The sequence below is a fragment of the Bacteroides sp. genome, assembly GCF_029057325.1.
Taxonomy (GTDB): Bacteria; Bacteroidota; Bacteroidia; order Bacteroidales; family Bacteroidaceae; genus Bacteroides.
Genome location: NZ_JAICZW010000199.1, coordinates 1 through 17,061, shown reverse-complemented (window position 1 = coordinate 17,061; position 17,061 = coordinate 1). Strand labels below are relative to the sequence as shown.

The 17,061-nt window shown below is 43.5% G+C and carries 10 protein-coding genes and 1 tRNA gene; 9 read left to right on the top strand and 2 right to left on the bottom strand.

Annotated features, from left to right (window positions below):
* The 5 genes from K2G43_RS12950 to K2G43_RS12930 all read left to right on the top strand — a co-directional run.
* Window positions 1-937 (top strand): VWA domain-containing protein (locus K2G43_RS12950; protein ID WP_300155913.1); only part of this gene is annotated, 937 nt, incomplete at its 5' end.
* The gene (locus tag K2G43_RS12945) at window positions 934-1,641 is read left to right on the top strand and encodes a tetratricopeptide repeat protein (RefSeq protein ID WP_300155910.1); all 708 of its coding nucleotides are present in this window, start codon (window positions 934-936) and stop codon (window positions 1,639-1,641) included. The genes K2G43_RS12950 and K2G43_RS12945, both read left to right, overlap by 4 nt.
* 23 nt (window positions 1,642-1,664) lie before the next feature.
* Complete coding sequence (locus K2G43_RS12940) at window positions 1,665-3,506, top strand: BatD family protein (protein ID WP_300155907.1); 1,842 nt, start codon at window positions 1,665-1,667, stop codon at window positions 3,504-3,506.
* 14 nt (window positions 3,507-3,520) lie between these two features.
* A complete protein-coding gene (locus K2G43_RS12935) occupies window positions 3,521-4,351 on the top strand; it encodes a tetratricopeptide repeat protein (RefSeq protein WP_300155904.1) in 831 nt (276 codons plus the stop codon).
* Between the two features lie 248 nt (window positions 4,352-4,599).
* Window positions 4,600-4,857, top strand: coding sequence for a DNA-binding protein (locus tag K2G43_RS12930; protein WP_300155901.1), 258 nt, complete (start codon window positions 4,600-4,602; stop codon window positions 4,855-4,857).
* A gap of 296 nt (window positions 4,858-5,153) precedes the next feature.
* Here the strand turns inward: K2G43_RS12930 and K2G43_RS12925 are convergent, their stop codons facing one another.
* A complete protein-coding gene (locus K2G43_RS12925; RefSeq protein WP_297645321.1) occupies window positions 5,154-6,440 on the bottom strand; it encodes a hypothetical protein in 1,287 nt (428 codons plus the stop codon).
* 30 nt (window positions 6,441-6,470) lie between these two features.
* Entirely contained in the window at window positions 6,471-9,005 is a 2,535-nt protein-coding gene (gyrA, locus tag K2G43_RS12920; RefSeq protein WP_297645318.1) for a DNA gyrase subunit A, read from the bottom strand.
* Window positions 9,006-9,694: 689 nt separating this feature from the next.
* Here gyrA and K2G43_RS12915 point away from each other — a divergent pair.
* The 4 genes from K2G43_RS12915 (at window position 9,695) to K2G43_RS12900 (ending at window position 17,061) form a co-directional block, all read left to right on the top strand.
* A complete protein-coding gene (locus K2G43_RS12915) occupies window positions 9,695-12,217 on the top strand; it encodes an ATP-dependent Clp protease ATP-binding subunit (RefSeq protein WP_300155897.1) in 2,523 nt (840 codons plus the stop codon).
* Window positions 12,218-12,327: 110 nt separating this feature from the next.
* Window positions 12,328-14,376 (top strand): molecular chaperone HtpG, encoded by a 2,049-nt coding sequence (htpG, locus tag K2G43_RS12910; RefSeq protein ID WP_297642662.1) that lies wholly within the window; start codon window positions 12,328-12,330, stop codon window positions 14,374-14,376.
* Between the two features lie 243 nt (window positions 14,377-14,619).
* Complete coding sequence (locus tag K2G43_RS12905) at window positions 14,620-16,911, top strand: patatin-like phospholipase family protein (protein ID WP_300155916.1); 2,292 nt, start codon at window positions 14,620-14,622, stop codon at window positions 16,909-16,911.
* A gap of 76 nt (window positions 16,912-16,987) precedes the next feature.
* Window positions 16,988-17,061 (top strand) — tRNA-Arg (locus K2G43_RS12900).

Here is a 17,061-nt window from a genome sequence, read left to right as displayed (position 1 = left end):
GAAAGCTATTCGTAAGTTTGGGGATCCTGAACTGATGGCACAACTGATGCCGGATGTTTCCAAATATCGACCGGACGTGAAATTTTGGTTAGTATTTGTAACTATCGGATTGTTTGCCATATTGCTGGCACGTCCGCAATTCGGTTCCAAGTTGGAAACGGTGAAGCGGCAAGGAGTGGAAGTAATGATTGCATTAGATATATCCAATTCAATGTTAGCACAAGATGTACAGCCGAGCCGTTTGCAGAAGGCAAAGCGGTTGGTGGCGCAGTTAGTTGATAAGATGCAGAATGATAAGGTTGGTATGATTGTCTTTGCGGGTGATGCCTTTACGCAGTTGCCCATTACCAGTGACTATATATCTGCCAAGATGTTTTTGGAGTCCATCGATCCTTCCTTGATATCCAAACAAGGTACCGCTATTGGCGCTGCCATTAATTTGTCGGTTCGTAGTTTTACGCCACAGGAAGGTGTAGGACGTACTGTTATTGTGATTACCGATGGTGAAAACCACGAGGGTGGTGCGACAGAAGCGGCTAAGGCCGCTTCTGAAAAAGGCATTCAAGTGAATGTATTGGGAGTGGGTATGCCTGAAGGAGCTCCAATTCCATTGGAAGGTACAAATGATTATCGTCGCGACCGTGACGGCAATGTGATTGTTACTCGCTTGAATGAACAAATGTGTCAGGAGATTGCACAAGCAGGAAACGGCATCTATGTACGTGTGGATAACACAAACGGCGCACAAAAGGCAATCAATCAAGAACTAAATAAAATGGAAAAGGCAGATGTGGAAACACAGGTCTATACGGAATTCAATGAGCAATTTCAGGCAATAGCATGGATTATTTTGTTGTTGTTGCTGGCTGAAATGCTGATATTGGAACGTAAGAATCCGCTGTTCCGCAATATTCATTTGTTTTCAACCAAGAAATGATGCGTATGTTACAGGAAAAATATATCGGAATAGCCTTGCTCCTGTTGGTGGCAGTATCAGCTTCTGCACAGAAGGCAGAACGTGATTTGATTCGTAAAGGAAACCGTTTTTTCAAGGATAGCATTTATGTGGATGCAGAGGTGAATTATCGGAAGGCTTTGGATGTAAATCCCAAATCGACTATTTCTATGTTCAATTTAGGAAACACACTGGCCCAACAGAACAAACTTCAAGAGGCAATGGAACAATATGTAGGTGCTACTAAGATAGAAAAAGACAAATCGAATCTGGCACAGATATACCATAATATGGGAGTCATTTTCCACTCACAGAAAGACTATGCGAAAGCAGTGGAAGCCTATAAGCAATCATTGCGCAACAATCCCAAGGATGATGAGACACGTTATAATCTCGCATTGGCACAGAAAATGCTGAATGATCAGCAGCAGAATCAAGATCAGAACCAAGACCAGCAGAATCAAGACCAAAAAGAGCAGGAACAGCAACGACAGAACCAGGATCAGCAACAGAAACAAGATCAACAGCAGGATCAACCTTCTCAACCGGAAAAGAAAGATAATGAAATGTCTAAGGAAAATGCTGAACAGCTTTTGAATTCGGTGATGCAAGACGAGAAGGATATACAGGATAAAGTAAAAAAACAGCAGGTTATCCAGGGCAGTCGTTTGGAGAAAGATTGGTAACAATATAATTAAGAATAGTATATATGAGAAAAATCGTTTTCTTATGGATAGTATTGATAGCGGTCGGCGTGGATGTTTTTGCCGATGGCAAGATTTCGTTCACAGCGTCTGCACCCGATGCCGTGGCGGTGGGAGACCAGTTCAGACTATCTTATACAGTAACTACACACCAAGTAAGAGACTTTCGGGCTCCTTCCATCAAAGGGTTTGATGTGTTGATGGGACCCAGTCGCTCGCAACAAAGCAGTATGCAAATGATAAATGGGAAGACCACTTCAACCCAAAGCATTACATTTACATACATATTGATGGCAACTGCGGAAGGAAATTTTACGATTCCCGGGGCAACCATTACTGCCGATGGCAATCAGATGGTTTCAAATTCCGTACAAGTAAAGGTGCTTCCTGCCGATCAAGCTGCTGAATCATCGGCGGGGAATAGTGGCAAGAATGGCAGTTCTACAAGTCGGGCTTCTTCTGGAACATCCGTATCGAATACGGATTTGTTTATTACGGCTACAGCCAATAAGACGACGGTGTATGAACAAGAGGCGTTTTTGCTGACATACAAGATATATACCTTGGTAGATTTGCGTATGTTTGACAATGTGAAATTACCTGATTTCAAGGGGTTCCACTCTCAGGAAGTGGAACTTCCCAATGACCGTAGATGGGGACTGGAACATTATAAAGGCAGAAACTATCAAACCACCATCTATCGTCAATTTGTATTGTTCCCACAACAATCCGGTAAATTGACGATTGATGCGGCACGTTTCGATGCGGTTATAGATAAGCCGACTCAGGTTTCAGATCCTTTTGAAGCCTTTTTCAATGGCGGCGGTAATGTTGTGCAGGTAAAGAAGAGCCTGTTGACTCCTTCATTGACAATTGATGTGAAAACGTTGCCGACAGGCAAACCGATGGATTTCACGGGTGGAGTGGGAGAGTTCAACATTACTTCTTCCATCAACAGCAACAATGTCAAAACGAATGATGCTGTTACAGTGAAACTTGTCATATCTGGCACCGGAAATCTGAAGTTGTTATCCAATCCGGAAATGAAATTCCCGGAAGATTTTGAAGTATATGACCCTAAAGTGGACAACAAATTCCGTTTGACAAGTGCCGGTCTTTCAGGTAGTAGAGTCATAGAATACTTGGCCATACCGCGCAACGCTGGAACTTATAAGATTCCTGCCGTGAAGTTCAGCTATTTCGATGTCAGTTCACGTTCTTACAAGACATTGACTACAGAAGAGTATGAACTGCACGTGGAAAAAGGAGATGGCAATGCAAGCCAAACCATTGCAAACTTCACCAATAAGGAAGATTTGAAAATTTTGAATGAAGATATCCGCTTTATTAAACAGAATGAAGTGGCATTGTCTCAAAAAGGGGCTTTCTTCTTCGGTTCAGTAACGTATTATTTGTTTTACTTGATACCGGGCATCGCATTCATCGTATTTTTTGTAATGTATCGCAAGCAGATAGCCGCTAATAATAATATTGCGAAAATGCGCACCAAAAAAGCGAATAAAGTTGCTGTGAAACGTATGAAATTGGCGGGTAAACTATTGGCTGAAAACAAAAAGGATACATTTTATGATGAAGTGTTGAAGGCACTTTGGGGATATATCAGCGACAAACTGAATATTCCGGTTTCTCGCTTGTCTAAAGACAACATTGAAGAGGAACTTCGCACGTATGGGGTTGACGATGTATTGATAAAGGAATTTCTCAATGTATTGAATGATTGTGAATATGCTCGTTTTGCTCCGGGAGATGACAACCAGGCTATGGATAAGATTTATTCGGCTTCGTTAGAGGTTATCGGCAAAATGGAAAATTCGATAAAACATTAATAGGAGGGCATGTAATGAATAGGATATTTCTTTTGATTATTAGTGCAACAATGGCATTGGTTGCTTACGGACAGAGCGATGCGGATACATTGCAAGCTGATTCCGCATCTATCGGTTCATCATACGCGGAATTCTCGGCTGCAAAACAAGAAAGCAATGTGACGAAGGCTGAAGTTGACAATGCTTATATGCGGAACGATTATGCCGCTGCCATTCAAATCTATGAAAGCCTGTTGAAGAAAGGTGAGGCCGCAGAAGTTTATTATAATTTGGGGAACAGTTATTACAAAGCGGGTGATATCGCAAAAGCTATCTTAAACTATGAGCGGGCCCTATTGTTGCAACCGGGTAACGGGGATATTCGCGCCAATTTGGAAATTGCGCGTTCCAAGACCATTGATAAGGTGACTCCTGTTCCTGAAATATTTTTTGTATCGTGGTTCAAGTCGTTAATCAATATGCTTAGTGTGGATGCGTGGGCAAAGTGGGGAATCGTATTTTTCATCCTTTTGCTTGTTTCGTGTTCTCTATTTTTCTTTTCAAAGCAAGTCTTGATGAAGAAAATCGGCTTTATTGCAGGGATTTTGTTTCTTGTTTTAGTCGTCCTGAGTAATGTATTTGCAGCGCAACAAGAAAACGCGCTGACGAATCGCAATGAAGCTATTGTGCTGAATCCCAGCGTTACGGTACGCAGCACTCCCAGTGAGAATGGTGTAAGCCTGTTTATCCTTCATGAAGGAAGTAAAGTCAAGATAAAGGATGACTCTATGCGTGAATGGAAAGAAATCCGTTTGGAAGACGGTAAAGTAGGGTGGTTACCCGCTTCTTCCATAGAAAATATCTAAGCAGAAAGATATAATCTTTTTAAGAAACAGCCGAAATGAAGCAGCTATGTTGTTTCATTGCCGGCTGTTTTTCTTATACATTTTCTTCTATGAGAGGTTGAATGAAGATGAAAACATACAATTTTCTTCAAGATTGCATTCTTTTCGAAGAAAGATGATGGAATAGTTTGTTTTATCTGTTTTTTTCCTTAAGTTTATAGCGTGATAATAAAAACAGAGTAATTAACCAATTAAATTAATTGAATAATATGAGGACAATCACATTTAATGAATTACGTAAGATTAAAGATTCATTGCCAAGTGGCAGTATGCATAGAATAGCTGATGAATTAGGATTGGATGTTGATACAGTGAGAAATTTCTTCGGTGGACATAACTTTAAAGAAGGAAAAAGTGTTGGAATTCATTTAGAACCTGGACCGGACGGTGGATTGGTTATGATTGATGATACTACGGTTCTAGACCGGGCTTTAAAAATTTTAGATGAAATTGCCAGTAAAGGCTGAAGAATGAGCCTAATTTGCTCAGGAAAATAAGCTATATAAATCTCCAATTTTCAATTAAGAGAATTGGGGATTTATTTTTGTCTGTCAGGGTAGATGTTTTTTATTTTGCGATTTATATTAAACATAATAGCGATATTGGTAAAAATAGAATAGATGTATTTTATAGCTATTTTATCAATCAGCTATTATGTGTTTCATTTTAAACTGTCAAATCATTTAAGTGATTATAATAAAAAGCCTGAACAAATCCTTATTGACTGATCAGGCTTTTTATATTTATGAGAAATCTCGAAAATTTAGTTCATCATCTTTTCAATTTCTTCATATTCAGGACCCATGTTCAGGTTATAATACACTCTGTACAAACCGTTCAACCATAAGTCTTTTTGATCCGGTTTCAACGCTCTTGCTTTTTCGTAGTTCGGTCTAGCCTTTTCGTAGAAAGCTTTCAGCGTATTTTGGTCTTCATTATATTTCGGATCATTAACGTCTGTTGTAGCCTTTTCTGAGAAGTCTTGTGCTTGCAGGCAGTAAATCAATCCTAAGTTGGAATATGCTTCTGCATAATTAGGATCTGCATCCGTAGTCTTGGTATAATATTCTATGGCTTTGTTGAGTGCTTCTGCTGCTTCTTGCTCCTTCTTTTCGTTTTTCAGGTTGGTGTACATATTGTGATACAGATAACCTTTTACATACAAGTAGAACGTGTTGCTGGGGTCTTTAGCCAGCATTTCGTCAGCGAATTGCATAGCTTCATCGCTCTTGTTGTTATTGCTATAATAATCAATCAAATTACCGAAGAAGAATGCATGGTCGGGATATTTCTGGATACCTTCTTTCAAAGAAGCAACCCATTTGTCTGTATCACCTTCTGCTTTCAGTGCAGTAGAGATGAATTCCATGGCATATTTGCCTACTTCTTTATCTTCTTTTGCATACGGAGCATACTTCAGGATGCTGGGATAATCTTCCATCTTGGCAGCAACCAAACTTGCGTAGTAAGCAATCTGAGGCAATACAGTATCTGTCTGCAACAGGTTTTCTTTCTCAAACATCGGGCTTTTAGCCACTTCAACGTATGTTCCGAAGAAGTCCAATGCCTTTTGGTTGTTTGCCTTGGCTTCATCACCTTCTTGTGACATGGCGATATTGAAGAAATAGATACCACCATTAATCAGATTACCGCGTTCTGCCAACATTGCAGCACCATTGGGCTTTCTGTATTTGTTTTTAATCTTGCCTTTTTCGTTGGGAACTTGTGCCAATTCATCACATTTGAAGTAGTATTTGCACATGCTTACCGCACTGTTATACACCTGAATAGTGTCGTATGGCTTTCTCAGGTAAGCGCTTTCCATCTCTTTTTCACTTCTTCTTCTTTGAATAAAACCAGCTACATCCCATGTTTCGGCATTGTCCTTGGTTTCAGGATTGGTTAAAGCCTGGTTTATCAGTTTCTCTGCTTTAGCAAAGTCTGGATTTACTCCACTAGCGATGCTTTTAGCCTCTTTTACATTCTTTTCCTGGGCAAAAATAAAGCCTGCGGCAAGTAGTAAAACCATTGAAAATAATACTCTTTTCATGATTGTTGAAAATTTAAATTAATACTATGTCTATTTTTCATTTTCGTTATTTACATCGTTCTGAGGGATTTCAAGGGCGTTGTTTTCGTTTCCTTCTTCCATCAGTTCTTCTTCCTCGTTTTCCGAAGTGACCTTACATACAGAGCCAATCTCGTCGTTACGCTTTTCAAGGTTGATTAAGCGTACACCTTGTGTGGCACGTCCCATGATGCGTACATCGGCAACTTTCAGACGGATGGTAATGCCGGATTTATTGATGATCATCAGGTCATTTTCGTCTGTAACGGACTTGATTGCCACCAATTTGCCCGTCTTGTCGGTGATATTGATGGTCTTCACACCCTTACCTCCTCGATTGGTCTTACGATAGTCTTCTATATCAGAACGTTTTCCATATCCTTGTTCTGATACTACCATAATCGTTTCTGTATCAGCGTCTTTAACGCATATCATACCTACCACTGTGTCCTGACCGTCTTCGTCCAATGTCATGCCTCGCACACCGGTGGCTGTACGTCCCATGACACGTACGGCACTTTCATGGAAGCGGATGGCACGTCCGTTGCGGTTGGCAATGATGATTTCGTTATCACCATTCGTCATACGTACTTCAATGACCTGGTCGTCTTCGCGAATGGTGATTGCATTGACACCATTCTGGCGGGGACGTGAGTATTGTTCGAGCAACGTTTTCTTGATAACGCCGTTCTTGGTGCAGAACAATACATAATGATTGTTGATGAACTCTTGGTCGCTCAAACTTTTCACGCGCAGATAAGCGTTCACCGCATCGTCGGAGTCGATGTTCAGTAAGTTCTGGATGGCACGTCCTTTAGAGTTTTTCGTCCCTTCCGGTATTTCATATACCTTCAACCAATAGCATTTTCCTTTCTGTGTGAAGAACATCATCGTATTGTGCATCGTTGCAGGATAGATGTGCTCTACAAAATCCTCGTCACGTGTTTCGGTTCCCTTGGAGCCTACCCCACCGCGATTTTGCGCACGGAACTCGCTCAGCGGTGTACGTTTGATATATCCCATGTGTGAGATGGTGATAATCATTTCATCATCGGCATAGAAGTCTTCCGGATTGAACTCTTCCGATGAGTAAACGATTTCGGAACGGCGTTCGTCTCCATATTTCTCTTTGATTTCAATCAGCTCATCTTTGATTACCTTGCGGCAAAGCTCGTCGTTGACAAGGATTTCTTCCAAGTAAGCAATTTGTTTTTGGATTTCCTTGTATTCGGCATGAAGCTGGTCTTGCATCAGTCCGGTGAGTTGGCGCAAACGCATCTCCACGATGGCACGTGACTGAATCTCGCTCAGCTGGAACCGTTCCATCAATCCGGTTATGGCATTGTTCGGTGTTTGGGCCGCACGGATAATCTTGATTACTTCGTCAATATTATCGGATGCGATAATCAAGCCTTCCAGAATATGTGCACGCTCTTTGGCTTTGCGCAAATCGTATTGTGTACGGCGTATAACCACATCGTGCCTATGCTCTACGAAATACTTAATCAAATCCCGCAGGTTCAACAGACGGGGACGGCCATGTACCAGCGCAACGTTGTTCACGCCAAACGAAGTTTGCAGCATGGTCATTTTATAGAGCTTGTTCAGTACAACACTGGCGTTGGCATCACGCTTCACATCGATAACGATACGCATACCTTCGCGGTCGGACTCATCGTTGGCATTGGCAATGCCCTCAATTTTTTTCTCGTTCGCTAAGTCTGCAATGTTTTTGATTAATTCGGCCTTGTTGACACCGTATGGGATCTCGGTCACAACAATTTTATCGTGTGTGGAGCCGCTTTCGATTTCGGCTTTGGCACGCATTACGACACGTCCGCGACCTGTCAGATAGGCTTCGCGCACGCCACTCATACCATAAATATAACCGCCGGTCGGGAAGTCGGGAGCTTTGACGTATGTCATCAGCTCTTCAATGTCGATGTCATTGTTCTCAATATATGCCACGCAGGCATCGATAACTTCAGACAGGTTGTGGGTCGGCATATTGGTTGCCATACCTACTGCAATACCGGATGCCCCGTTCACCAAAAGGTTCGGGATGCGGGTCGGCATAACGGTGGGTTCCTGCAAGGAGTCGTCAAAGTTGTTCTGCATGTCCACGGTTTCCTTTTCGATATCGGTCATCATGTCCTCACCGATTTTCCGCAGGCGACATTCGGTGTAACGCATGGCGGCCGCGCTGTCACCGTCCACAGAACCGTAGTTGCCTTGTCCGTCCACCAGCATATAGCGCATCGCCCAAGGCTGAGCCATTCGCACGAGGGCTCCATAAACGGATGAGTCGCCGTGCGGGTGATATTTACCTAACACTTCACCTACGACTCTGGCTGATTTTTTATAAGGTTTATCCGAAGTATTTCCTAATCCCATCATTCCGAAAAGAATTCTTCGGTGAACGGGCTTAAAACCATCTCTAACATCCGGAAGGGCACGTGAGACAATGACCGACATGGAGTAGTCAATGTACGATGACTTCATTACCTCCTCGATGTTAATCTTTATAATTCTGTCTTGTTCAAGCATTTAAAAAGATTATTAATTATACATTCTTTGGTTTAAGAAAAACCACGCTAAAGTACGGCTTTTTTACGACATACAAAAACTTTCGCTCATAAAACTTTTGCGTACTTTCCTAAATTGGGTTAACGGGCACTTGTTTCTCTGTCGCCGATGATGCGGATGACGTTTTATATGATTGGAGTACGGCTTCCATTGAAAGGAACCGTTTTTTTAAAATCTTTACATAAAAAATCTCCTTTCTGAAAATCCCGTCCTCATTTGTTCTTTTGGTCCGCGTCTTGTCCGGCCCTTTTCTCCTCCATAGTTTCTTCGTAGTTTCTTCGGACGTTCTTCGGACATTCTTCGGTCCTAGGGAGTGGAGTTTGTCCGAAGAACGTCCGAAGCCGAATAGGCCCTGATAGGGGTCGGACAGGAAGCAGATAGGAGAATCGGGGTTAGAAAAAAGAAAAGGCATTTTTTTCGCCAATATATTTCTGCTGCGGGAATAGAATAAAAAATATTTTACATTATGTGGAAATAAACGCAAACTTTAAATGGAAAGGATGCGCCATCAGTAAGATATGTGCCAATCGCTTTTTTCTTTGGCACGGGATTTGTACATTATTAAATCAGTTAAATATGGATGCGCAGAATGAAGAAAAGCGTATCTTTGTTGCGGATAACCCCTTTTAAATAGAGAAGACTTATAGAATATGAACAATCAATTTTCACAAAGAGTTTCTGACGTCATCACTTATAGTAAAGAAGAAGCCAACCGGTTGAGAAATGTATGTATCGGTCCGGAACACCTTCTGCTGGGTATGTTGCGTGATGGCGGAGGAAAAGCTATTGAGATTCTGCTGAAACTTGATATTGACCTGAAACAGGTGAAAAGCCGTCTGGAGGACCTTCTGAGGGAGACGGAGGATGACACTCTCCTACCCGATGAAGATGTGCCTTTGTCCTCTGTGGCTGCAAGGATATTAAAAATATGTATGCTCGAAGCACGTCTGCTGAAAAGTGCGACGGTTGATACGGAGCACTTGCTGCTTGCCATCCTGAAAGATGGCGACAACCTGGCTGCTACTGTTCTGGAAGAAAATCAAGTGGAGTATCAGGTTGTGTTTGAGCAACTTACAATGAAACCAAGTAGCCCGAATGCGGGAATGGGCTTTACAGACGATGACGAGGAGGAAGACGAAGGAATGAACATGCCGCATGCTCCGCAGGGAGGCGGTTCGTCCTCTTCTGCCCGGACGGCTTCAAGAAAGACATCTAACGATACGCCGGTATTGGATAATTTCGGCATAGACATGACACGGGCCGCCGAAGAAGGCAAACTGGACCCGGTAGTAGGACGCGAGTGTGAGATAGAGCGCTTGGCTCAGATTCTGAGCCGCCGCAAAAAGAACAATCCGATACTTATCGGTGAGCCGGGTGTGGGAAAATCGGCCATTGTGGAAGGATTGGCGCTGCGTATCACTCAGAAGAAGGTATCGCGCATGCTGTTCGACAAGCGGGTCGTGATGCTTGATATGGCTTTGGTGGTGGCGGGAACCAAATATCGTGGACAGTTCGAAGAGCGTCTTCGCTCCATAATCAATGAGTTGCAGAAGAATCCGAACGTTATTCTGTTTATCGATGAAATCCATACGATTGTGGGAGCCGGTGCTGCCGCCGGTTCGATGGATGCCGCCAATATGCTGAAACCGGCTTTGGCACGTGGCGAGATACAGTGCATCGGAGCCACTACCCTTGACGAGTACAGAAAAAGCATCGAAAAAGATGGCGCTTTGGAACGTCGTTTCCAAAAAGTGGTTGTAGAACCCACTTCTGCGGAAGACACGCTTCGGATATTGAGGAATATCAAAGATAAATATGAAGACCACCATAACGTGACCTATACGGACGAAGCGCTGGAAGCGTGTGTCAAGTTGTCAGGGCGCTACCTGACGGACCGTAACTTTCCGGACAAGGCGATCGACGCTTTGGATGAAGCCGGCTCGCGCGTGCATCTGACGAATGTCAGTGTGCCGAAAGAGGTGGAAGAGCAGGAAAAGCTGATTGCGGAGGCGCACAACCAGAAGGCCGAAGCGGTGAAATCGCAGAATTACGAATTGGCGGCAAGCTTCCGTGACCGCGAGAAGGAACTTTCCGCCCGTTTGGATGAGATGAAGGCCGAATGGGAATCCCGCCTGAAAAACGACCGGCAGGTTGTGGGAGAAGAAGAGATTGCCCGCGTTGTCTCGATGATGTCTGGTGTGCCCGTACAGCGTATGGCGCAAGCGGAAGGTCTCAAGTTGGCGGGTATGAAGGAAGAGCTGCAATCTAAGGTGATAGCTCAAGATGTGGCTATTGAGAAGTTGACTAAGGCTATTCTGCGCAGTCGTGTCGGCCTGAAAGACCCGAATCGTCCGATCGGGACGTTCCTGTTCCTTGGGCCTACCGGTGTGGGAAAGACTTACTTGGCGAAACAGTTGGCGCAATATATGTTCGGATCGGCAGATGCCTTGATACGGGTCGATATGAGCGAATATATGGAGAAGTACAACGTTTCACGCATGGTCGGTTCGGCACCAGGGTATGTCGGTTACGAAGAAGGCGGACAACTGACCGAAAAAGTGCGCCGGAAGCCCTACTCCATTGTCTTGCTGGATGAGATTGAAAAAGCGCATCCCGATGTGTTCAACATCCTGCTGCAAGTATTGGACGAAGGTCGTCTGACTGACAATTATGGCAGAACCATCGACTTCAAAAATACGGTCATCATCATGACATCCAACATCGGTACACGACAGCTGAAGGAGTTTGGACGAGGAGTCGGCTTCACGGCACAGAACCGTATGGAGGACAAAGAACACTCCAACAGCGTGATACAAAAAGCTTTGAACAAGACATTCGCTCCCGAGTTTCTGAACCGCCTGGATGAAGTTATCACATTCGACCAGTTGTCGTTGGATGCCATTGTCCGTATTGTGGATATCGAGTTGAAAGGCTTGTGTGACAGGATTGAAGCGATTGGCTATCAAATGGTTGTGGATGACGAAGCAAAGAAGTTCTTAGCTTCCAAGGGATATGATGTGCAGTTTGGCGCTCGTCCGTTGAAGCGTGCTATTCAGAATTATCTGGAAGATGGGCTGTCGGAGCTGATAGTCTCGGCGGAAGTGCAACCGGGAGATAGGATTCATGTATCTGCCGATAAAGAAAAGGACGGACTGAGCATCCGAAAGGATTGAGCCGTTTTAAATCAGCATACAGACAAAATGTCAGTCCGGTCGGGCTGGCATTTTTTTTGTTTTACAACTGCCGTGAGATGAAAATATAAACTTAAAATATAAATTGTAGTATGCAAAAAGGAAATATTGGGGTAACTACCGAAAACATTTTCCCCGTCATCAAGAAGTTTTTGTACAGCGACCATGAGATTTTTCTTCGTGAGTTGGTTTCTAACGCAGTCGATGCCACGCAGAAGTTGAAAACACTCTCCTCCATCGGCGAATTCAAGGGCGAGCTGGGCGATTTGACCGTTCGTGTGTCATTGGGTAAAGACACCATTATGGTGTCCGACCGCGGTATCGGTTTGACAGCGGAAGAGATAGACAAGTACATCAACCAGATTGCCTTCTCCGGTGCCAATGACTTTCTGGAGAAGTACAAGAACGATGCCAACGCCATTATCGGCCACTTCGGGTTGGGCTTTTATTCGGCGTTTATGGTGGCCAAGAAAGTTGAAATCGTCACCAAATCCTATCGTGAAGGCGCTCAGGCCGTGAAATGGACCTGTGATGGAAGTCCTGAATTTACGATTGAAGACATCGACAAGACAGAACGCGGTACGGATATCATCCTTTATGTGGATGACGATTGCAAGGAATTTCTGGAAGAGGCCAGAATCTCTTCTCTGTTGAAGAAGTATTGCAGCTTCCTCCCTATCCCGGTTGCATTCGGAAAGAAAAAAGAGTGGAAAGACGGCAAGCAGGTTGAAACAGCCGAAGATAACGTAATCAACGACTCCAATCCGCTGTGGACGCGGAAACCCAGTGAACTGAAAGACGAGGAATATAAGAGTTTCTATCGCGACCTCTATCCGATGTCCGATGAGCCCTTGTTCTGGATTCACTTGAACGTAGATTATCCGTTCCATCTGACCGGTATCCTGTATTTCCCCAAGGTGAAGAGCAATATCGAACTGAACAAGAACAAAATTCAGCTTTATTGCAACCAGGTATATGTGACAGATTCCGTAGAAGGCATTGTTCCCGACTTCTTGACGTTGCTGCACGGTGTACTCGATTCACCGGATATCCCGTTGAATGTGTCACGTTCGTACCTGCAAAGCGATGCCAACGTGAAAAAGATATCCACTTACATCACCAAGAAAGTGTCCGACCGCTTGCAGTCTATCTTCAAGAACGACCGCAAGCAGTTTGAAGAGAAGTGGAACGACTTGAAAATCTTCATCAATTATGGAATGCTCACTCAAGAGGATTTCTACGACAGAGCCAAGGATTTCTCCCTTTTCACTGATACCGATGACAAGTGCTATACGTTTGAAGAGTATAAGACACTGATTAAGGATAACCAGACAGACAAGGATGGTAACCTGATTTATCTGTATGCCAACAACAAAGACGAGCAATACAGCTACATTGAATCGGCCAAAAATAAGGGGTACAATGTATTGCTGATGGACGGACAGCTGGATATTGCTGTTGTGAGCATGCTGGAGCAGAAACTTGAAAAAGCGCGCTTTACCCGTGTTGATAGCGATGTTGTTGACAATCTGATCGTTAAGGAAGACAAGAAAAACGAGGCTTTAGAGACGGACAAACAGGAGGCACTTTCCACTATCTTCAAGAGTCAGTTGCCTAAGATGGAGAAAATCGAGTTTAACATTACGACTCAGGCATTGGGCGAAAGCGCTTCTCCGGTGATGATAACTCAAAGCGAGTATATGCGTCGTATGAAGGAAATGGCCAATATACAGGCTGGTATGAGCTTCTACGGTGAGATGCCGGATATGTTCAATCTGATATTAAATTCAGATCATGCTTTGGTGAAAGAAGTGCTGGCGGATGAAGACAAAGAGTGTGCTGCGGTCGTGGAGCCGATTCGGAAAGAGATGGATGAAGTCAACAACCAACGCAATGACCTGAAAAAGGCACAAGAAGGCAAGAAAGATGAAGAGATACCGACTGCCGACAAGGATGCTGTCAATGAATTGGATAAGAAATGGAATGAACTGAAAACCAAGAAAGAGGAAGTGTTCGCCACTTATGCTGCTAAAAACAAAGTGGTTCGCCAATTGATAGATTTGGCATTGTTGCAGAATGGTATGCTGAAAGGTGAAGCTTTGAACAACTTTGTCAAGAGAAGCATCGACTTGATTAAATAAGCGCTTCTTTAAGTTTGTATTCATAAAATATGAGGGTATTGTGGTTTGCAGAAATCGCGATACCCTCTTTTTTTTATAAGGAAATATTTGGAAGTTGGCGGTTCTTTCATGTAGAATGAATGCGGAGCTTAAAATGAAAAAGCCGTGCTTCGTAAACAGATTTTTTTTCGTTGAATAGGACGTTTTTGGAAACTATTGCCTATATTTGGGGCAATGAATATTGGTTTTATCCGGAATTATATGATGAAAAAGTTTTTATTGTTTTTGCCGTTGCTTCTATGCACCTTTGCTTTGCAGGCTCAAAAGGTGGGATTGGTATTGAGTGGTGGCGGGGCAAAAGGTATGACCCATATCGGCATTATCCGGGCTTTGGAAGAGAATAATATACCCATCGATTACATTACCGGAACATCCATGGGAGCCATTATCGGTTCGATGTATGCCATGGGCTACTCGCCGGACGAAATGGAGGAATTGTTGCGCTCGCCTGATTTCAAGCGCTGGTATTCAGGCAAAGTGGAGCCTAAGTATGAATACTATTTCAAGAAAAACCGTCTTTCTCCCGATTTTATCAATATCCGTTTTGCACTTAAGGACTCATTGCGTGCAAAGCCGCAGATACTTCCTGCCAGTATGGTAAATCCGATACAGATGAACCTGGTGTTTGTGGAATTATTCGCGCAGGCCACGGCTGCGTGTGGCGGTAACTTCAACAATCTGTTCGTCCCCTTCCGCTGCATTGCGTCCGATGTGTACAATAAGAAGCCGCTGGTATTGGACAAGGGTGATTTGGGGGATGCGGTGCGTGCTTCCATGAGTTTCCCGTTTGTGTTTAAGCCGATAGAAATAAACGGCACTCTTGCCTATGACGGTGGCATTTATAACAATTTCCCCACTGATGTGATGCGGGAGGATTTCCATCCCGATGTCATTATAGGCAGTGTGGTGGCTGCCAATCCTGGGAAACCGAAAGAAAACGATTTGATGAGCCAGTTGGAGAATATGATTATGCAGAAAACGGATTATACAATTCCGGATTCATTGGGCATCGTCATGACTTTCAAGTATGATGATGTGAATTTACTGGATTTCGACCGCCTGCAAGAGTTGCACGACATCGGTTACAACCGGACACTTATGATGATGGACTCTATTAAAAGCCGCATTCAGCGCAGGACCGATGTGGACAATGTGCGTTTGCGCCGGATGGTTTTCAAGAGTAACCAACCCCAATTGCGCTTTCGGGACATACACGTCGAAGGTGCCAATGTCAGCCAGCAGGCATATATCAAGAAAGAGTTTCATGACGAAGAATACCAGATGTTTACATACGAGGATTTGAAACGGGGATATTTCCGTTTGTTGGCGGATAATATGATTTCGGAAATCATTCCTCATGCGGTTTATAATGCGGAAACAGGCCTGTACGACCTGCATCTGAAGGTGAAGATGGAGGATAACTTCTCTGTGCGGTTGGGGGGCAGCGTATCTACCACCAGTTCAAACCAGATTTATTTTGGGATGGGATATCAGAACCTGAATTATTATCCCAAGGAGATTGCATTCGATGGTCAGCTGGGCAAAATCTATAACAATGCCCAGTTGATGGCAAAGATTGACTTCCCTACACATATTCCTATCTCCGTTCGATTCATAGCGTCAATCAGTACTTTTGATTACTACAAAAAGGATAAGTTGTTTTCAAGAAACGACAAGCCGTCGTTCAATTCCAAGGACGAACGTTTTGTGAAGCTAATGGTTGCCTTACCTTTTTTGGCGAACAAACGCGCTGAATTTAGTCTTGGATATGGGAAATTAGAGGATAACTATTTTCAATCCAATGTGATAGATTTTGATAAAGACCGTTCCGATAAGAGTATGTATAAGCTATTTGGCGGCTCTATCGGCTTTTATGGAAGCACCTTGAATAGAAGGCAATATGCGACAAGGGGCTATCTGGAGAAGTTGGTGGCTCAGATTTTTACGGGAAAAGAAAGGTTCAGCCCGGGGAACTCGCAGGAATACAATCCGGCAAAAGAACGTCAGTCGTGGTTGCAAATCTCTTATATGAAGGAGGCATATCACAACATTGGGCCTAAATTCATATTGGGATGGATGACGGAAGCTCTGTATTCATCGAAAAACTTCTCCGAAAACTATACGGCGACCGTGATGCAGGCAGAGGAATTTACGCCGACTCCACACAGCAAGCTGATGTATAACAAGGCCTTTCGTGCCAATCAATTCATAGGTGCAGGTATAAAACCTATGTACGTGCTGAATGACATGTTTCATTTTCGTACGGAATTTTATGGGTTTATGCCAATTTTTCCGATAAAAAGAAATGCTTTGAACAAGGCTTATTATGGAAAAGCGTTTTCCCACTTCGAATATATGGGAGAAATATCTGTTGTCTGTCACTTGCCTTTTGGAGCGGTATCTGCATACGTAAATCATTATAGCTCACCGAAAAAGGAGTGGAATGTGGGACTGACTATCGGCTGGCAGCTGTTTAATTATCGCTTTATCGAATAATTTTTTTTCAAAAAAAAGTCGCATATTATTTGCTAATTCGAAAAATGTGCGTACTTTTGCACCCGTTAAACAAAAAGGCCGCGTAGCTCAACTGAATAGAGTAGCTGACTACGGATCAGCCGGTTACAGGTTTGAATCCTGTCGCGGTCA